The organism is Bacillus sp. PK6-025 (genome assembly GCF_056530265.1).
The window spans coordinates 2,414,733-2,436,030 of the sequence record NZ_CP096509.1; the positions used below are offsets into that span (position 1 = coordinate 2,414,733).

24 protein-coding genes are annotated in these 21,298 nt (G+C 47.2%); 4 read left to right on the top strand and 20 right to left on the bottom strand.

The features are described from left to right. Nucleotides 1-14: 14 nt before the first annotated feature. Nucleotides 15-461: a YppG family protein gene (locus tag M1D67_RS12395; RefSeq protein ID WP_101561025.1), complete on the bottom strand. Its 447-nt coding sequence runs from the start codon at nt 459-461 to the stop codon at nt 15-17. Between the two features lie 178 nt (nt 462-639). Here M1D67_RS12395 and M1D67_RS12400 point away from each other — a divergent pair, with 178 nt between their 5' ends. Beyond that, the gene (locus M1D67_RS12400) at nt 640-840 is read left to right on the top strand and encodes a YppF family protein (protein ID WP_011198064.1); all 201 of its coding nucleotides are present in this window, start codon (nt 640-642) and stop codon (nt 838-840) included. 23 nt (nt 841-863) lie between these two features. On the opposite strand, the gene M1D67_RS12405 is transcribed toward M1D67_RS12400, so the two are convergent. Both M1D67_RS12405 and M1D67_RS12410 read right to left on the bottom strand, forming a co-directional pair. Then, complete coding sequence (locus tag M1D67_RS12405) at nt 864-1,235, bottom strand: YppE family protein (protein WP_026579400.1); 372 nt, start codon at nt 1,233-1,235, stop codon at nt 864-866. A 57-nt stretch (nt 1,236-1,292) separates the two neighbouring features. Next, nucleotides 1,293-1,520, bottom strand: a complete 228-nt coding sequence (locus tag M1D67_RS12410; protein ID WP_023857416.1) for a YppD family protein — start codon at nt 1,518-1,520, stop codon at nt 1,293-1,295. A 198-nt stretch (nt 1,521-1,718) separates the two neighbouring features. Here M1D67_RS12410 and sspM point away from each other — a divergent pair, with 198 nt between their 5' ends. Beyond that, nucleotides 1,719-1,823 (top strand): acid-soluble spore protein SspM, encoded by a 105-nt coding sequence (sspM, locus tag M1D67_RS12415; RefSeq protein ID WP_009328007.1) that lies wholly within the window; start codon nt 1,719-1,721, stop codon nt 1,821-1,823. Nucleotides 1,824-1,854: 31 nt separating this feature from the next. On the opposite strand, the gene M1D67_RS12420 is transcribed toward sspM, so the two are convergent. Next, a complete protein-coding gene (locus M1D67_RS12420; RefSeq protein ID WP_145930231.1) occupies nt 1,855-2,814 on the bottom strand; it encodes a DUF2515 domain-containing protein in 960 nt (319 codons plus the stop codon). Nucleotides 2,815-2,866: 52 nt separating this feature from the next. On the opposite strand from M1D67_RS12420, the gene recU reads away from it, so the two are divergent. Then, the gene (gene recU / locus M1D67_RS12425) at nt 2,867-3,463 is read left to right on the top strand and encodes a Holliday junction resolvase RecU (protein ID WP_003182896.1); all 597 of its coding nucleotides are present in this window, start codon (nt 2,867-2,869) and stop codon (nt 3,461-3,463) included. Between the two features lie 57 nt (nt 3,464-3,520). Next, the gene (locus M1D67_RS12430; RefSeq protein ID WP_479831321.1) at nt 3,521-6,190 is read left to right on the top strand and encodes a PBP1A family penicillin-binding protein; all 2,670 of its coding nucleotides are present in this window, start codon (nt 3,521-3,523) and stop codon (nt 6,188-6,190) included. Between the two features lie 20 nt (nt 6,191-6,210). Here M1D67_RS12430 and M1D67_RS12435 read toward each other — a convergent pair whose 3' ends face one another. The 16 genes from M1D67_RS12435 to mgsA all read right to left on the bottom strand — a co-directional run bounded on the left by M1D67_RS12435 (nt 6,211) and on the right by mgsA (nt 21,287). Then, on the bottom strand, nt 6,211-6,714 hold the full coding sequence (locus tag M1D67_RS12435) for a YpoC family protein (protein ID WP_105980452.1): 504 nt from the start codon (nt 6,712-6,714) through the stop codon (nt 6,211-6,213). Next, entirely contained in the window at nt 6,711-7,373 is a 663-nt protein-coding gene (gene nth, locus M1D67_RS12440) for an endonuclease III (protein ID WP_023857420.1), read from the bottom strand. The genes M1D67_RS12435 and nth overlap by 4 nt, the downstream gene beginning before the upstream one ends. 16 nt (nt 7,374-7,389) lie before the next feature. Then, nucleotides 7,390-8,088, bottom strand: a complete 699-nt coding sequence (locus M1D67_RS12445; protein WP_023857421.1) for a DnaD domain-containing protein — start codon at nt 8,086-8,088, stop codon at nt 7,390-7,392. Nucleotides 8,089-8,162: 74 nt separating this feature from the next. Further along, a complete protein-coding gene (gene asnS / locus M1D67_RS12450; protein ID WP_026579395.1) occupies nt 8,163-9,455 on the bottom strand; it encodes an asparagine--tRNA ligase in 1,293 nt (430 codons plus the stop codon). A gap of 148 nt (nt 9,456-9,603) precedes the next feature. Further along, nucleotides 9,604-10,788, bottom strand: a complete 1,185-nt coding sequence (locus M1D67_RS12455) for a pyridoxal phosphate-dependent aminotransferase (protein WP_023857423.1) — start codon at nt 10,786-10,788, stop codon at nt 9,604-9,606. A gap of 21 nt (nt 10,789-10,809) precedes the next feature. Next, the gene (tseB, locus tag M1D67_RS12460) at nt 10,810-11,295 is read right to left on the bottom strand and encodes a cell wall elongation/penicillin-binding protein regulator TseB (protein ID WP_020451926.1); all 486 of its coding nucleotides are present in this window, start codon (nt 11,293-11,295) and stop codon (nt 10,810-10,812) included. Between the two features lie 9 nt (nt 11,296-11,304). Further along, nucleotides 11,305-11,475 (bottom strand): YpmA family protein, encoded by a 171-nt coding sequence (locus M1D67_RS12465; RefSeq protein WP_003182913.1) that lies wholly within the window; start codon nt 11,473-11,475, stop codon nt 11,305-11,307. A 152-nt stretch (nt 11,476-11,627) separates the two neighbouring features. Then, nucleotides 11,628-14,420, bottom strand: a complete 2,793-nt coding sequence (dinG, locus tag M1D67_RS12470; RefSeq protein ID WP_105981036.1) for an ATP-dependent DNA helicase DinG — start codon at nt 14,418-14,420, stop codon at nt 11,628-11,630. A 123-nt stretch (nt 14,421-14,543) separates the two neighbouring features. Continuing rightward, nucleotides 14,544-14,927, bottom strand: a complete 384-nt coding sequence (gene panD, locus M1D67_RS12475; protein ID WP_003182918.1) for an aspartate 1-decarboxylase — start codon at nt 14,925-14,927, stop codon at nt 14,544-14,546. Next, nucleotides 14,927-15,793, bottom strand: a complete 867-nt coding sequence (panC, locus tag M1D67_RS12480; protein WP_105981037.1) for a pantoate--beta-alanine ligase — start codon at nt 15,791-15,793, stop codon at nt 14,927-14,929. The genes panD and panC overlap by 1 nt, the downstream gene beginning before the upstream one ends. A gap of 2 nt (nt 15,794-15,795) precedes the next feature. Continuing rightward, entirely contained in the window at nt 15,796-16,629 is an 834-nt protein-coding gene (gene panB, locus M1D67_RS12485; protein ID WP_020451930.1) for a 3-methyl-2-oxobutanoate hydroxymethyltransferase, read from the bottom strand. A gap of 248 nt (nt 16,630-16,877) precedes the next feature. Further along, entirely contained in the window at nt 16,878-17,861 is a 984-nt protein-coding gene (locus tag M1D67_RS12490; protein WP_020451932.1) for a bifunctional biotin--[acetyl-CoA-carboxylase] synthetase/biotin operon repressor, read from the bottom strand. Beyond that, entirely contained in the window at nt 17,846-19,039 is a 1,194-nt protein-coding gene (locus M1D67_RS12495; protein WP_020451933.1) for a CCA tRNA nucleotidyltransferase, read from the bottom strand. Before M1D67_RS12495 ends, M1D67_RS12490 begins: the two co-directional genes overlap by 16 nt. Further along, a complete protein-coding gene (gene bshA, locus M1D67_RS12500; protein ID WP_025811230.1) occupies nt 18,999-20,180 on the bottom strand; it encodes an N-acetyl-alpha-D-glucosaminyl L-malate synthase BshA in 1,182 nt (393 codons plus the stop codon). Before bshA ends, M1D67_RS12495 begins: the two co-directional genes overlap by 41 nt. Next, nucleotides 20,180-20,881, bottom strand: a complete 702-nt coding sequence (bshB1, locus tag M1D67_RS12505) for a bacillithiol biosynthesis deacetylase BshB1 (RefSeq protein WP_020451935.1) — start codon at nt 20,879-20,881, stop codon at nt 20,180-20,182. Before bshB1 ends, bshA begins: the two co-directional genes overlap by 1 nt. Then, a complete protein-coding gene (gene mgsA, locus M1D67_RS12510; RefSeq protein ID WP_020451936.1) occupies nt 20,874-21,287 on the bottom strand; it encodes a methylglyoxal synthase in 414 nt (137 codons plus the stop codon). Before mgsA ends, bshB1 begins: the two co-directional genes overlap by 8 nt. Nucleotides 21,288-21,298: the final 11 nt, after the last annotated feature.

Sequence of the window (21,298 nt, forward strand, 5' to 3'; positions counted from 1 at the left end):
CATCCATGCTTTTTTTATTTAAAGAATCCCATAAACCCTTTGGCCAGCGCTCCGACCTGGTTGACCGTGCTCACCATCTGGCCAGCGGTGTCCATCATTTTGCTGAAATCAAACTGCCCGTTCTTTTTTTTGAATTGCGACAGAAAGCTTTGAAACTGAGATGGCTGGTGGAGATTCGGCCGCGGCGAGGGATATGGATGCTGATAAGGAAATGCCTGAAACGGCGGAAGCGGCGGCTGTATTTGTTGCTGAACAGGCTGATGATAGACTGAAAACGGGTCCACATTCTGCTCGATCGGCTGCTGATAGGCCTGCGGCCGCTGAGCTGGATGAGCGTACGGGACGGTTTCCTGGCTGTAGTACGGCTGAACGGGATGATAGGCATGATGGTTTTGCTGATCGGCTTGAACATATGCACCGGGGCCGGAATAAGGATATACGGCGGTTCTCCTCTCTTCCATCTTTCCTCTCCTCCTAAAGCCCTTTTTTATATGTGTATGATATAAAGGCATTTCCTGTTCCAAAGGTTCTGTCACAAGTTTGTCAAAAAGTGTCGAAAATTTTAATATTTGAAAAACAGAAAAAAGTCGAATTGTTATGGTACGATATTATTAATATAAAGGAGAGGGGATGCACCATATGAACGTATCATACTTAAGAAATTGTTTTGCCGAGATGAAACAGTATGAGACAGACTGCATGAACAAACTGATGGATTTTGCCAAGTTTTTGTATATCCAGGGACATCTGACATTAAACGAATTTCGCACAAGTATGAAAGTTCTTGAAGCGAATGGCGCACAGCACCCTGCTTATGATATGAATACGGACGCCAGCTAAACAAACAAAAAGAAGACCGGGTTCTAATCCCGGTCTTCTTTTAATATATCGTCTTCTACGTTTTTCAGCGTATAGAGGACGGACTCCGTCAGATCTTTAAAGCGTTTTTTATGGATTTTGCAGAAATAGGACTGCATGAAAATCTCATTTGCATTTTCCTCAACCGAGCTGAGCTGCTCTTCATAAATGTATTTTGGCCGATTCGCCTTGATATAAGGCAGGCTTTCCGCCAGCCAGCTTTTCACTGTTTGTTCGAATCTCTCGACAGAAGGTTTGACAACCTCGAAAAAATCGTATTCCGTCCCTTCCTCTTTTCCCTTACTGTATCGTTCTTCCGCTTCTTTTACGAGGCGGATTAATTCCCGTGTCTGTACAAGAAGAGATTGTGTATCCAATTTTTTCACCTCGGGTTTATCGTACCAAAGGAAGACGACCGTTACAACGAATCCGGCTTATGCCGTCTCTCCTCTTGGCTCCACTCCCATTAACGTGCTGTTTAAACAAGCTGAGAGCTCTGCCAGTTCTTTTTCAATCAGATCGAGCCGTTCGTTCCAGCTAGCCCGCTTTTCATGCTCCGCCCGGCGTACGGCTTCTGTCAAAGCTTTCTCAGCAGACGACATGTGTGATTCCGTTTCCAAAAGCATTTGAAGGACCGAGTCTTTGCTTGCAAATCCGTTCATTTGCTTCCCTCCTTTTTGATCGCCTTCTATGCATTCTTCCCTATGCGCCCCCTCTCCTCCGCAGCTGACAAAACTAGAAGCAAACCGCCAAAGAAACTCATTTTCCAGCCAAACGCCCGCTTTCGACAAGTGATCTTGCGAAAAATGGTATGATCAGCGCTTTTTTGCAAAATCTAAAAAGGTAAGGAGGTGCCCGCTGTGGAAAACAACAAAAAGAAATCACCTGCGAAAACAAAACCTGATGCTAAACAAACAGACACACTGGATAAGAAATTAGGCGGACCTAACCGCCCGTCCACTTAAAAAGCAAGGAGAACCCTTGCTTTTTTCTGTTTTACCTCTTATTCAGCCAATGCTCCAGTGAAAACAATGCCTGCAGCTGCCTTCTTTTTTGAAAATACCAATCGGTGATTTCGATCGTTTTCGGCAGTTTTTCATCTTTGAACATTGCCTCTCTCTTTCCTCCGCGAAACCAATCGGATTTTAATCCGTCTAATGAATGGGCAACAACGGGATAACACGTTCTCAAAAATGGCGAGGTTCTGATTTTAACCCCTGCCCAGCGTTCCATATCAAAGCGCGACCCGGTATGCGGAACACATGATGTAAAGTGAAAAAAACCGGGGAAAAGCTCAGGCGAAAACAGCAGCTCGCTTAATTGCTTGCCGAGCTTGATCCTTTCCTTTAAACTAGTGAAGCGTTTGACAGACACGCCGTAAAAAACGCCTTCTACCGTCGGAAAAATGACTGTGTTGAAGTGAAACCATTCACATAGCTGAAAAGGAATCGTCTGAAAAACATTCTTTTTAAACAAAGGATTTTGTATAATAGGAGTTTGGATAGTGTTTTGTTCATTTATAATGAGAGCGTACATGAGCCGCTTTTGATCGCGCTCATGCCAGAACCGCTCCCACTCCGTTTTCATAAATGAAGACACACCAAATGAGGGGAGCAAATGAAACAGCGGCTGGCCAAGCTGCTTGGACCAATGGTATAACAGGAGCTGCGGATAGGCGTCCGAAAAAATCAGCCAGTTCGCTCTTTCATACGTTAAAAACAGCCAGTTCTGCTGAAAAGCCGTAAGTCCGAGCTCGAATAAACGCCCTTTTAAATCGGTCATCGACCAGCCGGCATTCCTGGAAACAAATGAAGCCAAAAGCGACCACTTGATTTCAGGATGGCGGTCAAAGTAGCGTTTGTAGGCATTTGTCCGTGAGATATTGTCCTTGTTCAGTTTTGCGGTCAGCTCTTGAATGCGGCTCGTCAGCTCCGCCGCGGAAAAAGTGTTGTGCAAGATCAGCCACTTCCGTTAGTATCCAGATTTTTGTAAAAGGAGGATGAAGAAAGTGATTCGTTACCCGAACGGCAAATCGTATCAGCCGAAAACAGCTGCCTCATCCTTGCAAAAGAAGCCGTCGTATTCCAATCGCGGCATGACCCTCGAAGATGACCTGAATGAAACGAATATGTATTATCAATCTCATTCGATTGCGGTCATCCATAAAAAACCGACTCCTGTACAGATTGTTCAGGTCGATTATCCGAAGCGAAGCGCTGCGGTGATCAAGGAAGCATATTTCAAGCAGTCGTCAACTACTGATTATAATGGGGTTTATAAAGGCCGCTACATCGATTTTGAAGCGAAAGAAACGAAGAGCCGGACCTCTTTCCCGCTTCAGAATTTCCACGATCATCAGATCGAGCATATGAAGCAGGTTGTGGCGCAAGACGGCATTTGTTTTGTTATCATATCCGCTTTTGAAGAAATTTATTTTTTGGAAGCAGAAAAATTATTTTATTTCTGGGAGCGGAAAAAGCAAAACGGCAGAAAATCGATCCGAAAAGACGAGCTTCAGGAAGCCGCTCACCCTATTTCACTTGGATACTCGCCAAGAATTGATTATATTAAGATTATTGATCAGTTGTATTTTTCGCCATCATAAATTATGATTTTAAAGTCATGTGAGCGGAAAGGTTTAACTACGAAAGGTTGAGATGTTATGTCAGATCAATTTAACAGCCGCCAGGAACGGCGAAAAGCCCAGCAGGGCAATAGCAGGTCTAATACTCATTCTAAACCCAAGAAAAAGAAAAAAGCAGGATTGTTTAAGAAAATTCTTTTATCCATTTTAATCATTGGTGTTATCGGCTTGATTGCCGGGGGCGTCACTTTTGCGGTGATGGTAGCGGACTCGCCGTCCCTTGATGACGCAAAACTGAAAACACCGTACTCTTCCACCGTCTATGACAAAAACGGAAAAGAAATCGCCGAAATTGGTTCAGAAAAGCGGACGTACGTGTCGATTAAAGACATCCCTGATTCCGTCAAAAACGCATTTCTTGCAACGGAAGACGCGCGTTTCTATGACCACCACGGCGTCGACCCGATCCGGATCGGAGGAGCGCTTCTGGCAAACTTCGAAGGCGGATTCGGTTCTGAAGGCGGAAGTACGATCACACAGCAGGTCGTCAAAAACTCCCTTCTGTCACATGAAAAAACGCTGAAACGGAAAGTCCAGGAAGTCTGGCTGTCGTTCCAGCTCGAAAGAAAATATTCAAAAGACGAAATTCTGGAAATGTATTTAAACCGGATTTACTTCTCGCCGCAAGCCTATGGTGTCGGAAAAGCGGCTGAACAGTTCTACGGGGTGACAGATCTAAACGACTTAACGGTCGAGCAGGCCGCAACGCTTGCCGGCATGCCGCAAAGCCCGAATAACTACAACCCGATTAAACATCCGGAAAAAGCCGAGAAACGGCGCAATGTCGTACTGAGTCTGATGAATAAACACGGCTTTATCTCTGACGCAGAGTACAACAAAGCGAAAAAAGTAGCCGTCACAAAAGGCCTTGTCTCTCCGAAGGAGTACGCAAAATCAACGTCCAACAAATACAGTGCGTTTATCGAGCAGGCCGTCGCCGAAGTGAAAGAAAAAGCGAACGTCACTCCGGGAACGGACGGACTGAAGATTTACACGACGATTGATACAGATGCACAGGATTATGTGGATGAGCTGATGGACGGCGATTCGATCCAGTATACCGAAAAAATGCAGGCCGGCCTCACCTTGCTTGATACGAAGACCGGAGAAATCCGCGCACTCGGCGGCGGACGCGACCGGAAAGCAGGCGAATTTAACTATGCAGTAGATACGAAACGTCAACCTGGTTCAACGATTAAGCCAATCCTTGACTACGGCCCAGTCATTGAGAACAAGAAATGGTCGACGTATGAACAGATTAACGATGAAGCATACACCTATTCAACCGGTGATCCGATTAACAACTATGACAGAAGACACAGAGGCTGGATATCGATGAGAGAGGCACTTGTCGATTCTCGGAACGTTCCAGCTTTAAAAGCGTTCCAGGCAGCCGGAAAAGATAACGTGTTAAATTTTGCAAAAGGCCTTGGCCTTTCGATTGATAAGGATGAGTTGCACGAATCGTACGCAATCGGCGGCTTCGGAAACGGTGTGTCGCCTCTGCAAATGGCCGGAGCGTACAGCGCATTCGGCAACAACGGCTACTACAATGAGCCTCATACTGTTACAGCGGTGGAATTCAATGACGGCACAAAGCTTGATTTGACGCCTGAATCAAAGGCAGCCATGAGCGATTATACCGCATTTATGATAACGGATATGCTGAAAAGCGCTGTTCAGCGAGGAACAGGAACAGCCGCCCAAGTCAATGGCGTTACTGTAGCAGGTAAAACGGGTACGACGAACTTTACCGAGGACGACATTAGAAAACACGGCATAAGTCGAAATGGAGCGAGGGATTCATGGTTCGTCGGCTATACGCCGCAATATACGGCAGCGGTCTGGACCGGTAAAGAAGGCTTTCATTCGCTGAGCGCAAACGAACAGCAAGTCGCCAAACTTCTGTTCAAAAAACTGATTGCCAAGGTGGACAACGGCAGCGGCTCATTTGAAAAGCCTGACAGCGTCGTTGAAGCGACAGTTCTAAAAGGCTCGAACCCGCCGGTGCTTGCCAGCAGCAACACGCCTAGCGATAAAAAAGTCACTGAGTACTTTGTAAAAGGCACACAGCCGACGACTGTTTCGAAAAAATATGAGGAAAAAGAAGATGCCGACAAGCCGACAGGTTTGAGCGCAGAATATGATAAAGCATCAAAGAGCATCAAGCTTTCATGGTCATATTCCGGAGACGGTGATGTATCCTTTAAAGTCAAACAATCTGTTGACGGAGGCGGATACAGCGAAATTCAAAGCAGCAGTGCGAAAGAAGCTGTCATACCGAATGCAAAAGAAGGATCCGTCTACAAATTCCAAGTCACGGCCGTTACTGAAGATGGCGAAAGCGACCCTGCTTCTGTGACGCTTAAAGTCAACGCGGCTGAAGATGATGAGTCAAAAGCTGACGATGAAAAGAAAGACGAGGATGACGAGAAGAAGCAGGATGCTGATGATGATCAGGACAAAGACAAACAAAATAACGGCAACTCTAATCAGCCGGATGATCAAAATTCAGGCAATCCAGATCAAAACAATCAAAATCCGGGAAATACAGACGGCAGAAAAGATGATGACGCCGATGATCAAAACAAAGATCAGAATAAAGACAAAAACAAAAACCCGGATCAAGACAGCAACACAGATGATCAACAAACAAATTCCAATGGTCAATCAACCGGCACCCATTAATCTAAAAAGCCACTCACAGTTTAGTGAGTGGCTTTTTTATGATTGATGGCAACATATTTATAAAATTGCTTTTTCATTTCCGTAAACAATTCGTCAAGCTGAATAAAACAATGATACTGTGTTGGTTTCTGGAGGATAAACTCGAGGCGTTCCGTCCAGTTCATCGGCTTGGCTCCAAAATCCTTACGGGTGATGGCCTCCCAGTTGAGACTTGTGACAGGCTCCCCCATCGTCCAGTGGAGGCTTGCGATCAAGCAGCACACCCCGTTCAGCATATCATCCTGGCTGCACCTTGACTTTCTCGTTTTAAAGACGGGCAGAAGCTTTTCTTTTTTACGCTCCCAAGCCGCAAACAGAAGCGGAACCCATTCTTCCGCATGCTCCCACGGCTTGTCCTCTTCTATGTCCAGAAAAAAATCGCAGCAGAGCGGATTTTCCAAAAGAACGTCAAGCTTTTCGCCGGATTCCGGTCTTCTCTTACGCAGCGTTTTTTCGTATTCGTCCAACAGAGAAACGCTTGTCACGGCAGCTTCACCAGCCCTTTTTTATATCGTTTTTGCCCTTCCCTGCACAGAGAAAACAACGGGCATTCTTCACATTTCGGCCTTTGCGCCTTGCAGTGATAGCGTCCGAAAAAGATCAGGCGGTGATGAGTAACGGACCACTCTGATTCAGGCACTTTTTTCATCAGCGTCTTTTCGACTTCCGTGACCGAATCCTTCCATCTGCAAATGCCGAGCCTTTTTGAGACCCTTTCCACGTGGGTGTCGACGGCAATGGCTGGAACACCGAATGCAACGGAAACGACGACATTGGCGGTTTTTCTCCCGACGCCCGGAAGTTTCACCAGCTCATCCCGGTCTTTCGGCACTTCACCGCCGTATTCTTCCAGCAGCATTTTGCAGAGCTTTTGAATATTTTTTGCTTTATTCCGGTATAAGCCGATCGATTTGATGTCCTGCTGCAGCTCTTCAAGCGGAACAGCAAGATAATCTTCAGGCTTTTTATATTTTTTGAAAAGCGTTTTCGTCACTTTATTGACAAGCGCATCTGTGCATTGGGCCGATAAAGCGACGGCGATGACAAGTTCAAACGGATTGTCATGGACTAATTCGCATTCAGCATCCGGAAACATTTCACCGATTGTTTCTAAACAAAACTCGATCTGTTTTTTTGTCAGCATGTCTTCACCTTTCACTTTATTGTTCAAGCCAATTGTAAAAAGGAACCTGTCTTGTATACTCCTTTTGCTCACTCTGCCGCGGTGCGGTCTTCCGCCTGAATCTTTGGCTGTAGTTTGCGGCTTGTTCGACTGTTGAAATGCCGTTTTTCTTCCACTCAAACAAAATCCGGTCAATGTAGCGGAAATTGAGTTTTCCTGATATGACGGCTTCTTTGAGAGCTTGTTTGATCAGCTGTGCATCGTGATGATCCTGGTCAAGCCAGATGCTGAGCGTCTCGCATTCAAGCGGAGACAGCGGCCGCGCAAATTCCTCTTCAAAGATCGTATAAAGGCTCTTCTCTTCGCCTTCATTCTGTTCAGCGAGTTTCTTCTGCTCGTCCATTTCAAGATGCTCAAACAGCTTGCCCCAGAGAGGTTCGAGCGAATACTTTTCAAACTTAATGCCGTTCTGGTCTTCGCATTCTTCTATATAGATGAAGCCTTTTTGAATGAACATTCTCAGCATGTTCATACATTGTTCGGTTTCAATCGACATCGTCTTGCTTAATTCCTCCGGCGTCGGAAAAAATGAACCTCTTTCAACATGCATTTTAATGTTTAAGAGCAGCATGAATTCTGTCTCATTTAAGCCAAGCTCCCGATAGTTCAAAAAAAGCAGATTCGGAATGGTGACAGATCCCATCTCCTGCATCTTAATAAAGTGCTGTTTTTTCATTCGATACACCTCTTACCTTCCAGTATATCATGGATGACTGTGAAAAAGTCTCCTGCAATCAGGAGACTTTTTTCTTAAGGATATAAGCGATTTAATAGTCTTGGGAACGGAATCGTTTCGCGGACGTGCGGAGAACCGCAGATCCAGGCAACCGTCCGTTCGAGTCCGAGTCCGAATCCTGAATGCGGAACTGAGCCGTATTTTCTCAGCTCTGCATACCATTGATAAGCATCCGATTCTAAACCATGCTCTTTCAGGCGCGCTTCGAGAAGCTCAAGATCATGGATCCGTTCAGATCCGCCGATAATCTCACCGTAGCCTTCAGGCGCAATCAAGTCAGCGCACAGTACGACATCGTCCCTGTCAGGTGCAGGCTGCATATAAAACGGCTTTAATGATGTCGGATAGTGTGTAATAAATACCGGTTTGTCATAGCTTTCGGCAATCGCCGTTTCGTGAGGAGCGCCGAAGTCATCGCCCCATTCAATATCGTCAAAGCCTTTCTCTTTTAAGAACTGAATCGCTTCATCATACGTGATTCTTGGAAAAGGCGCTTTGATAAGCTCCAGTTTGGAAGTGTCTCTGCCGAGCGTATTCAGTTCAATTTTGCAGTTTTCAAGCACGCTTTGAATGATGAAAGAGACATAGTTCTCTTGAACTTCAAGGTTTTCATTGAATTCGACAAACGCCATTTCCGGTTCGATCATCCAGAATTCAATCAGATGGCGCTTCGTTTTTGATTTCTCAGCTCTGAAAGTCGGCCCGAATGAAAAGACTTTTCCTAAAGCCATTGCAGCTGCTTCCATGTAAAGCTGGCCGCTTTGCGAAAGGTAGGCATCTTCGTCAAAATACTTTGTCGCAAAAAGCTCTGTCGTTCCTTCAGGTGCGCTTCCCGTCAAAATCGGAGGATCGACTTTAACAAAGCCTTCCTTATTGAAAAATTCGTATGTAGCGCGAATGATTTCATTGCGGATTTTCATCGTTGCATGCTGCCGTTTTGATCGGAGCCACAAATGTCTGTGATCCATCAAAAATTCTGTTCCGTGTTCTTTTGGCGTAATCGGATAATCTGTCGCTTCATGGATGACTTCAAGCGATGTGACTGCAAGCTCGTAGCCGAGTGGCGAACGCTCGTCTTTTTTGACGACGCCTTTTACATATAAAGATGTTTCCTGTGTGACAGATTTAGCGGCTTGAAATGTTTCTTCGTCCACTTCCGCTTTGACGACGACTCCTTGGATAAAGCCTGTCCCGTCTCTAAGCTGCAAAAACGCAATTTTGCCGCTTGAGCGTTTGTTGGCGATCCAAGCGCCGATTGTTACTTCTTCACCAACATGCTTGTACACTTGGTTTATTGTTGTTTTCACTATCGTTTCCCTCCAAAACACGAAAGAATTCGGTCAAGCCCTCATTCTTTCTGACGTCCATAACGTATATTATACCTTTTTTGATTCGATCAGGTCAATGCAGCTTGCGTGCATGCAAAAAGCGTCCAGCTGCGGACGCTTTCTGCTTCTAGCGGCTGCGATTCACGACAAAGCGGCGAATCCGTGCGACCGCTTCTTCTAAAAGTGACAGGGATGTCGCATACGACAGACGGATGTTGTCCGGTGCGCCGAACCCTGAACCGGGAACAATCGCAACTTTTTCTTCTTCCAAAAGCGCTTCGGCGAATTCATCAACGCTTGAAAAGCCGCACGATTCTGCCGCTTTTTTTGCATTCGGGAACAAGTAGAAGGCCCCTTCAGGCTTCAGGCATGTCAATCCCGGAATGTCAACAAGCAGTTCATACACCTTGTTCAGCCGGTCTTCAAAAGCTTTTCTCATCTCTTCAACAGGCTCGTTTGGTCCATTGTAAGCAGCAATGGCTCCGTATTGTGCGACAGATGTCGGATTTGACGTGCTGTGGCTGGCAAGGTTCGTCATCGCTTTAATGATCGGTTCGCTGCCTGCCGCATACCCGATTCTCCAGCCGGTCATGCTGTGTGACTTGGAAACCCCGTTGATGATTACGGTTTGATTTTTAAGTTCTGGAGAAAGCTGTGCGATGGATACATGTTTTTTTCCGCCGTAAATCAGCTTTTCATATATTTCATCAGATACGATTAGAATGTTGCGGCGAAGGCATACTTCACCGAGCGCTTTCAGCTCTTCTTCCGTATACATCATGCCTGTCGGATTGCTTGGGGAATTGATGATCACAGCCTTCGTTTTTTCCGTGACGGCTTTTTCAAGCTGCTCCGGAGAAATTTTGAAGCTGTTTTCCTCAAGGCCTTCCACAAATACCGGTTTGCCGCCTGCAAGCTTGACTTGTTCAGGATAGCTGACCCAGTACGGAGTCGGAATAATCACTTCGTCCCCTTCGTCGAGGAGCACTTGAAATAGGGTGTAAAGAGCATGCTTTGCACCTGTGCACACGATAACTTCAGATTGGCGGTACTCGATTCCCTGATCGCGCTTGAATTTTTCGCGGATGCTGTCTTTCAGCGCCGCAAGACCTCCGGAAGGCGTGTATTTGGTATGTCCTTCATTCATCGAACGGACAGCCGCCTCAATGATGTGCTCAGGCGTATTAAAATCCGGTTCACCCGCCCCAAGACCGATGACGTCGTGCCCTGCCGCTTTTAAATCTTTTGCTTTTGCAGTGATTGCCAGTGTTGCAGATGGTGTTAACGCTGATACTCTTTTAGCTAGATTCAACTCGATTTCCCCCTGTTTCGTCTAAGGCGTAATATTTTTGTGAATTTTTCCGTTTATAAAGTCCACATAGCTTAAACTGTACTGCCCATCTTTATTTAAGTATGTAACTTCCCACAATAGAACATTGCCTTCCCTTGCAAGGTGCACCTCTTTAAGCTCAGACACAAGGCCTTCATCCTGAACCGCTTTTGAAGCCTGGCGGCCGGTAATGCCGTCTGCCGCTTTTTTGTAAATCGTTTTCTGCTTTTTGTCAGCAGGCACCCAAACATACATTTTGCCGCCTTTTTTGTCCGTCCCTGTGACAATGTACTGCTTTTCTTTGCCGACAAACGTCTCCACGCTGTCAACTTGTTTTAAGCCTGCTTCCTGCTTGGCTGTTTCGGCAGCCTGCTCGTGGCCGCTTTCTTTCTGATCCATAGCCGTACGGTAGACATTCGCTCCCGCAAGAAGTGCTGTTAAAAAGATAATACCAAATATCAGTATGAAAATTAATGTTTTTTTGCCCATTTTCTGCTCCTAAGTACGATAAATCGTAAAAATGGCCTGTTTTTGATCTTCTTCATCGAGAGCGAGGCCGAACATGAGATCATCGCGTTTGAGCGTGCGGTTCAAAAGGTCGACGATTTTATACAGGTCTTCTGAATGCTCGACGCTTACGGTAGATAAAATTTCGATTTTGTTTTCCATTTTTCAAATACCTCCGAACGAAACAATAATTGTAATTCATACTCTCTGTGCCTAAAGCCATACTAGTTGTTACAACGGGATAACCGTTTAAATAAACAGCCTAAAAAATAAAACCTTAATCCACACCATTTAAGAGCCGCTTTATGCGGCTTTTAGCCGTTTTTCCCGGCTATGTAGGCTTCAAGCTCAAGGAATGTAGGCTCCATGACTTTTGCAGGGGGCAGAGCCTTCATAAACACCGTACCGTAGGAAGAGGTTCGGATGCGGCGGTCGAGAATCACGACCGTTCCGCTGTCTTTCTCCGAGCGAAGCAGCCTGCCGATGCCCTGCCTGAATGCCAGGACAGCTTCCGGCAGAGATACCGCTTGAAACGGGCTTTCTCCCCTTCTCTTTGCCCGGTCACACTTGGCTGATTCAACGGGGTGGTCTGGCGGCCTGAACGGCAGCCTTGCGATGACCAGCGTCGTCAGCTCGTCACCCGGAAAGTCAACGCCCTCCCAAAAATGGTTCGTTCCGAGAAGAACCGCATGGGGATACGATCTAAACAATTTCATAACCTTGACGGGGCTTCCGCCGGAAATCCCCTGCGCAAGGAGCTGACAAGGAAAGTCTTCCTCTTGTTTTATTGCATGGTAGACATCTCGCAGCATATCATGAGACGTAAACAGGACGAGCACTTTGGCGTTTTTCTGTTTTGCAAGCGCCTTGACGAAACGCGTGACATCTCGAATATAGTCTTCAGGATCGTTTTGAATCGGGCTGACATCCGTCGGAATCATGATGTTCATATGCTTATCATAAGAAAAAGGCGCCTCGATTTGCAAGGTCCTCGGATAGAAATCGCTTAAACCGAGCTTTTTGATCATATAGTCAAATGAGTTCTCGACGACAAGCGTCCCCGATGTGAGCACAACACTTTTTTTCTCGGTGAAAAACCGGTCGGCCAGAATTTCGCTTGTATCAAGCGGCTGAGCGTAAATGGCCGCGGCGTTTTTTGCGCCCTTCGCGTCAATTTCAATCCAGACGACCTCATCTTCGACAGGGTCAAACATCAAGCGGGCGAGCGTCTTTCGATATTCTTCAAGGTCGTCCATGCATGAATCGTATTCCTCTAACAAAAACGCCTGGCGGCTGGTGAAGGAAGCCTGTTTTTCAGCGAGGCTTTTCTTTTGATCCGAAAACAGCCGGTGCATGTCATACAGCAAGGAACACAGTCTTCTCGCGCTTTCTTCAAGCCTGTTCCATGCCCTGCTTTCACCGATTTCGCCGATCTTATATAAGAGACGGTTGAGATCGTTTCTTGGTTTCCTCCGCTTGACAAAAGAATGAACAGCCGTAAAGAACAGATCGCTTTCTTCAAGAAGCTGAGCGAGCCATTCGTCCATTTGGAAAAAAGATTCTGGTGAAATGCCTGCTGACCGGTAGAGGCGTTCGGCTTTTTTTAAAATCCCCCTTTGTTTGAGGGTGCCGAGCCGCATCAACCTTTTATGGAGAAAGACATAGTCTGCTCTTGCCCCATACTGCTCGCCCGCTGCGCGTTCAAAGTGATGGGCTTCATCAATAACAAACGTATCGGCATCACCGGTATGAATTCGCTGATTGGCTTCGTCAGTCAACAGAAGCGCATGATTGGTAATGATCATATCAGCCTTCTGCGCCCGCGCTTTGGCTCTCTCATAAAAACACAGTTTCCTTAGGGTGCTGTTTTCTGCATATGAATGCGAATCATATGCCAGTCTGTCCCACAGAAGCTTTCCGCCTGACGGAAGATTAATTTCCGATAAATCGCCCGTTTCTGTATCTGTCAGCCAGACGAGAATTTGCGCTTTTGCAAGGACGCTATCATAATTGTCATCATCTTCCTGTAAAATATGCTTGAATTTGCGAATGGATAAATAATGAGAGCGGCCCTTTAAAACCGCGGCTTTGACCGGGAAAGGAAAAATCTTTTCCAAAAGCGGGATATCACGGTTGATCATCTGCTGCTGAAGCAATGTCGTATATGTGCTGATCACGACCGGCTTGCCTGTTTGCTTGGCGCGGATTGCAGCCGGCACGAGATATCCGAGCGTTTTTCCGATTCCAGTGGCAGCTTCGATCAGAGCATGCTCATGATTTTGAAAAGCGGTCCAGACCTCCCGCATCATTTTCGTCTGTCCTTCTCTCTTGTCAAACCGGTCGTCCAATGAAGAAAGTCCGCCGTCTTTTTCCCAAATAAGCGGCTCTGTCTGCGGGACCCGGCTCTTATGACCGGCCTCTTCATCCTCGTCTTCAGGGGTCCTGATCACAAAGGAACCAACCTTCATAAAGCCGGCATCAAGTTCGGCATCGGCGCCTTTTTCAGCGATCAAGCCGTCAAAAAGCTCCTGCGCGTCACTGATCAAATGCCAGGATAAACGTCTGATTGATTTCAAAACCGGAATCGGCAGCCTTTTCAGTCTGTCCATCATATGTAAAAAGATCAAAGCGGTCACTTCCGCATCGCTGTCAGCCCTGTGCGGGTTTTCATGGCGAATCTGAAGCTCTTCGCTCAGCTCAGTCAATTTATAGCCGTCAAAACCCGGAAAAACGATTCTCGAAAGCTCCACCGTATCGAGAACGCTGCATTCAAGCTCGCCAAAACCGGCCTGCTGCAGCTCATACTTTACAAAAGCAAGATCAAAATGAATGTTATGAGCGATAAAACAGCTGTCTTGAAGCAGCTCAAAAATATCTTCGGCAATCGCCGAAAATGGCTCTTCATTTTCAACCATTTCATTCGAAATTCCCGTCAGCTGCTCGATAAAAGCGGGAATCGGCTGATTGGGATTCACATATTTGGAGAAACGTTCGGTCATTTGTCCATTTTCAATCACAACCGCTGCAATTTGAATGATTCTGTCGCCTTTTTTTGGCGAATTCCCTGTCGTTTCCACATCAATGACCACATATCGTTGATTGTTCATTCAATGGACACCTCAATTTCGATACCTTCGACAAAAGTGTAACACGTTTTAGAAAGATGCGGGGAAAAAGCTTCGCCTTCTACTCTTTCTAAACGATATGAAAGCCCCCTAAAGGCAAGGGGGCTACAGAATGGTACGGGCGGGCTCCTGACCCAGCATTTCCTCGATTTCGTTTCTCTCGTTCAAAACGGCAACCTTCGGCTTATGGGTCTTTGCTTCCTCTTCAGACATCATGGCATAAGAAACGATGATGACGACATCTCCCACTTGAACAAGGCGGGCGGCAGCTCCGTTTAAACAAACGACGCCGCTCCCCCTTTCACCGGGAATGATGTACGTTTCCAGCCGGGCCCCGTTATTATTATTCACAATTTGCACTTTTTCATTTGCCATCATTCCGACGGCATCCAGCAAATCTTCATCAATTGTCACGCTGCCGACGTAGTTCAAATTGGCTTCCGTCACTCTCGCTCTGTGAAGTTTTGCGCTCATTAACGTACGGTACATCATAAATCCTCCTTTTGATCTGCCGGGATATCGACGATGATATTATCAATTAAGCGGGCTTTGGAAAACTGAACGGCAACCGCTATGATGACTTTTCCAGTCAATGGCTCCCTGATCTCCAGATCGGGATATGAATAAATTTCCGCATAATCGATGACACCGCTCGTTTTTTCAAGAATGCTCCGAACCTCTCGCTTAACAGCTTCCGCATCCCTCTCTCCATCGCGGATCAGCTCGGCGCCGCGCTGAAGGGCTTGATAGAGAGCGGGTGCTTCCTGCCGTTCTTCTGCTCGCAGGTTGACATTTCTTGAGCTTTTGGCAAGCCCGTCTTCTTCCCGTTTTGTTTCAACCGGGATCAGCTCAATATCCATGAAAAAGTCGTTGATCAGCCCGTCGACAACGGCAACCTGCTGCGCATCTTTCATGCCAAAATAAACCCTTGTCGGAAAGGTGAGATTGAACAGCTTTGTGAGCACTGTTGCGACACCGTCGAAATGACCTTCCCTTGAACGGCCGCAAAGGACGTCCGTCCGCTTTTTCACGCTTGCGGTAACCGTCGGCTCCTGACCGTACATTTCTTCAGGCTCAGGAGTGAACAAGATGTCCACTCCTCCGTCAGCCGCAAGCTGCCGGTCCCTTTCGATATCTCTCGGGTACGCTTCATAGTCTTCACCTGGACCGAACTGCATAGGATTGACAAAAATGCTCATCACGACAATATCATTGTCTTTTCGCGCTTTTTCCACAAGCGACATATGGCCTTCATGAAGGAAGCCCATTGTCGGCACAAAACCGATCGTTTTGCCTTCTTTGCGATAATTTTTCGTTACATTTTGTATATCTTTTGCTGTATGGATCTGAATCATGCTTATTTCCCTCCGTATAATCCTTCAAGAACTTGCTGATCGATACGGAATGAATGAGCATCTTCAGGAAACACGCGGCTTCTGACATCCTCAACATATCCCCGAAGCGCTTGTTCAAGCGGCTGATCGATTTGCACATACTGTTTTACAAATTTAGGCGTCCGGCTCACTCCGTGTCCGACAACATCGTGGTAAACGAGAACTTGTCCGTCTGTACCAGGGCCTGCTCCAATGCCGATGACAGGAATCGTGAGCTCCTTTGAAATCTGTTCAGCGAGCGCTGCCGGGACGCATTCGAGAACGAGCGCAATTGCGCCTGCTTCTTCACAGCGCCTGCTGTCTTCAATCAGCTTGCGGGCGCTTTCTTCATCTTTCCCCTGAACTTTATAGCCTCCCAAGACACCGACGGATTGAGGAGTCAAGCCTAAGTGGCTGACAACAGGTATTCCGCCGCGTGTTAAAGCCGTGATCGTCTCAAATACACCGTCGCCGCCTTCAAGCTTCAAAGCATCGGCTCCGCTTTCCTGAACGATCGCCGCGGCATTATTCAGAGCGCTTTCCAAAGAGCAGTGATAAGACATAAACGGCATATCCGTCACCACAAACGTATCTTTTGCCCCGCGTTTTACGGCTTTTGTATGGTGGATCATATCAGCGACCGTCACAGATACGGTCGAATCAAGGCCGAGCACAACCATGCCGAGCGAATCGCCGACAAGAATCATATCGACGCCGGCCTGTTCGGCAAGCTTTGCCGCCGGGTAATCGTAGGCCGTCAGCATGACGATCGGCTCTCCCTCTTGTTTCATTTTTAGAAAATCAATCTTTGTCTTCATGTTTTCTCCTCCTCTTTTTCAGAGGAGATGAGCTGCCGTGCTTGCATGTGCATCTTTTCGGACAGCAAAAAAACCTTCCGGCAAGAAGAAGGATTTCGAATCGTCCGTGTTCGGCAAGAATCATCCCTCTGTCCCAGTCCTTTTTGGATCAAGGCAGACTGTTTTTTATCAGTTGCATGTTTTCCAGGTGCAGTTCCTACAGGATACTGCCCATCCGAAGTATACCAAAAACGCATGGATCCTTCCAACTATGACGGATTTATATCGATATCGGCGGAGTATATTTTTTTGATGCCGTCACTCGTTTCCAGGATCAAGACGCCTTCTTCGTCTATTCCCAGCGCTTTGCCGTGAAACGTTCCGTTCAGCGTCCTGGCCGTCAATTCACGGTTCAGGCTCAAAGCGTAGCTCTCCCATAAAAGCTTGATCGGCTCGAAACCGTAGGCGAGATAGTCTTCATACCTTTTTTCAAATGTCGCCATTATCGTTTGAATCAAAGCGGCTCTGTCGATTTTTTCACCGCTTGCGAGACGAAGGCTTGTCGCTGTTTCTTTTAATTCTTCCGGAAAGTCGCCAGCAAGCTGATTGACGTTGATCCCCATTCCGACGATGACAGAATGGACCTGATCGGCTTCCGCCTGCAGTTCGGTTAAGATCCCGACGACTTTTTTGCGGTTGATCAAAATATCGTTCGGCCATTTGATTTCAGCTGCGATGCCGGTTTGCTCTTCGACTGCCTGAACGATCGCGACTGCGGCTAAAAGCGTCAGCTGCGGCGTTTTTTGTACGGGCATTTCAGGTCTTAAAATGATGCTCATCCAAATGCCGTTTCCTTCTGGGGAATGCCATGCTCTCGCCATTCTTCCCCTTCCTTCAGTCTGCTTGTCGGCAACGATGATCGTTCCTTCCGGCGCACCGTTGTTTGTTAGCTCATGGGCGATTTTTTGAGTTGATGAGACGACATCCTGAAAATGGATGGTCTGTCCCATTTTTTTCGTTTTTAACCCGAGCCTGATTTCATCTTCGGTGATTTTGTCAGGTTTTTTTATCATTTTATAGCCGAGCTTTCGGACCGCTTCAAGTTCATATCCCGATTTTCTCAGATCTTCGATATGCTTCCAAACGGCGGTCCTTGAGCATCCGAGCTCTTCGCTGATTTTCTGGCCTGAAATGAATTCGCCGTCGGCCTCTGTAAACAATTGAATGAGTTTCTTTCTTAAATTTGACTGCATGAATCCAGCCACTCCTCTATGGCTTTTTTTTGATTGGCAAGCTCCCCGCTTAACACGGCCCGCTCAATCCGTTTCAAATCATCGGACACCCATTTCCCGGCCGGCTTCTTTCTGAAATTCAACAAATCGCTTCCAGACACCGCCAGGTCTTTCAGGCTTTTAATCGGAAGCGCGCGGTACGACTGTCTGATTTCAGCCAGCCGCTTTTCATCGATTGCCTGCTTGTCCCTTAAGCTGCGGATGGCGGAAGCGGACAGCAGCGTCTCTTCCCCCGCCTCATACATCGAGACGGCATCCCATTTTTGATCGATTCGTTCAGCCGTCAGGAGCGCCTGTTTTATGACTTTCCCCGGAAGCTTCCACCCTTTTAAAAACCGGTGAGCCTCAGCGGAATCGAGTGATATCATGTGAATGAAAGCCGCCCATATATCCGCTCTTTTTTGAAGTTGGTAAAAAGGAAAAGCACGGGCAGCCAGAACGCGCTCCTTTTTGCCGTCCAGCCCCGGAAGCTCCTTGTAAAGCCCTGTTTCAGCCGCCGCTTCCAAAGCCCTGTCCGCCGCTTTTCCTTTTAAAAGCTTTTCGAATTCAACCGTTTTCCGCTCTGTAGAAATATGAGCCAAGAGCAGACGGTTTTCGCAAATCGCTTTTTTTGTATTTGGAGAAAGCTCAAACTCGAGCTGACTCATAAAACGGAGCGCCCGCAGCATGCGTAGCGCATCTTCGTGAAAACGCTCCGCCGGGTCGCCGACCGTTTGAATCAATTTTTCCCGGATGTCGCGGAGTCCGCCGAAATAGTCGATCAGTCTCCCCTGTTCATCCATCGCCATAGCATTAATCGTCAAGTCCCGCCTCTTCAGGTCTTCTTTCAGCGATTTGATAAACTGAACGCCGCTCGGCCTTCTGTAATCCTCGTACTCAAGCTCTGCACGAAAGGTCGTCACCTCATAGGATTCTCCCTCAAAGAGGACGATGATGGTTCCGTGTTCCTTTCCGACATCAACGGTTTTCGGAAAAATGGCTTCAATTTCTTCCGGGGATGCATCTGTAGCGATGTCAATATCACCGATATCCCGGTTCATTTGGGCATCCCTGACAGATCCGCCTACAAAGTAGGCCTGCCGGCCGTGTTTTTTCAGCTCACGAAGGAGAGGAAGAGCCTTCAAAAAGAGATCCTCCATTGTCACACTCCCCGTCTGTTAATTGTTGATAAATTTCTTCATATTGCGCGATGATTTTACTGGAAGAAAAGCGCTCCTTGATGCTTTCTAGCGCCGCTTCCGCAAACTGGCGCTGCAGGCTTTCATCAGTCAGCAAATGGAGCGCTTTACGAGCTGCGCCTTCAATATCTCCTACATCGACCAAGTAACCGGATTTACCGTTTTTGATCACCTCGGGAATACCTCCGATATTGGTGCCGATGCACGGAACGCCGCAGGCCATCGCCTCCAGCAGCACTAAACCGAAGCTTTCCTTCTCGGACAAAAGCAGCTTTAAATCGCTGATGGCGTAAAGCTCTTCTACGCTGTCCTGTTTGCCCAGGAAAAGAACATCATCTTTTAGTCCGAGCTGTCTGACAAGCTGGCAGATCACGGTCATCTCCGGCCCGTCGCCGACGAGAATCAGCTTCGACTTCATTCGTTTGACAATGCGGCTGAAGACATGGATGACGTCCTGCACGCGCTTCACCTGTCTGAAATTGGATACGTGGATGATCACTTTTTCATCAGGGGCGATGCCGTACTGCTCTTTCAGCGAATGATGCTCCTGCTTTTTTAAATACACGCGCTCATCCACAAAATTATAGATCGTTTCGATTTTTTTGTTCGGTTTGATCAAATCGTACGTTTGCGCGGCAAGAGCTGAAGAAACCGCTGTTACGCGGTCAGACGACTCGATCGCAAATTTGATCAGATCTTTTAAAGACGGATCATAGCCGAGAACGGTTATATCTGTGCCGTGCAGCGTTGTGACCGTTTTAATGTTTCCGTTCAGCATTTGCTTCGCTAAAAAAGCGGAAATCGCGTGAGGCACCGCGTAGTGGGCATGCAGAACATCAAGCTGTTCCCGCTTCGCCACCTCCGCCATTTTGCTGGCCAAAGCCAAATCATACGGCGGGTGCTTAAACACGGCATATTGATTGACTTCGACTTCGTGAAAATAGATGTTGGAATACACTTTATTGAGCCTGTACGGAACACTTGATGTAATAAAATGAATTTCATGTCCTTTTTCCGCAAGGAGCTTGCCGAGCTCGGTAGCGATAATTCCTGATCCTCCGACACTCGGATAACATGTGATTCCGATTTTTAACTGTTTCATCATCCGCCCCCAAATAAATCGTTGTTTAACAGAAGAGTCCGCTTTGAAAAAAACCCTTCCGCGTATGCGACGCCGACCTCTTTTCCCAAAAGCTTTTCCCTTGCTTCGACCGTTTCAATATATCCGTTCGTCAACGGTGTTTCAACCGACTGCCGGGAACGGGTGAACTGGCTCTGATAAGCAGCAAGGCTTTCCTTTTTTTGATTGATCGTTTCGGAAATGTCGATGACAAATTCGGGTTTGTGAAAACCGTTGATCATATAGTAGTACACGTTTTGGACTTTATGGGCCGGCTGTTTTTCTGCATCTTCGTATTTATGTATTCCAGCGGAAAAGACCGCTTCTTCGACGATTTCCGCTGCATGCCCGTGATCGGGATGCCGGTCCTTCGGATAAGGGACAAAGACAAGCTTCGGCTTATGTTTTCGAATGACGGCAACCGCTTCCCTGATCGCCTCCTGGCTGGGAAACAGCCCCCTGTCCGGCAGCGTGAGGGAAATCCGCGCGCTGGCGCCGAGAATGTCGGCCGCCTGCGCCGCTTCGCTTTTTCTCGTTTCGACTGTTCCGTTTGAAGACAGTTCAGCCTGGGTTAAATCGCAGATGCCAATTTGAAAGCCTTTTTTAGTATATTTGGCAATGGTTCCTCCCATGCCGATTTCTACATCATCGCTGTGCGCGCCGAAAGCCAGTATATCAAGCATCTCGATCCCCGCCGTGGACAATGTTTCTGAATTCAAACGCGCCTTCCTCGACAGATCGGATCAAGATTTCCGCCGTTCCCATATTGGTGGCGAGCGGAATGGCATAAACGTCAGACAAGCGGATAAGAGCTGACACATCAGGTTCGTGCGGCTGGGCCGTCAGCGGGTCTCTCAGAAAAATCACAAGGTCGATGTCATTTTTCGCAATTAAAGCACCGATCTGCTGGTCTCCGCCAAGCGGTCCCGATTGAAAACGCACGACGGGCAGCCCTGTCGCTTCGGTGATTTTTAAACCGGTCGTCCCTGTCGCAAACAGCTCGTGCTTTTTTAAAATATCTTTATAAGCGGTCGTCAGCTGAATCATGTCCTGTTTTTTTCGGTCATGGGCAATTAAGGCGATTTTCAAAGCGATTTCCC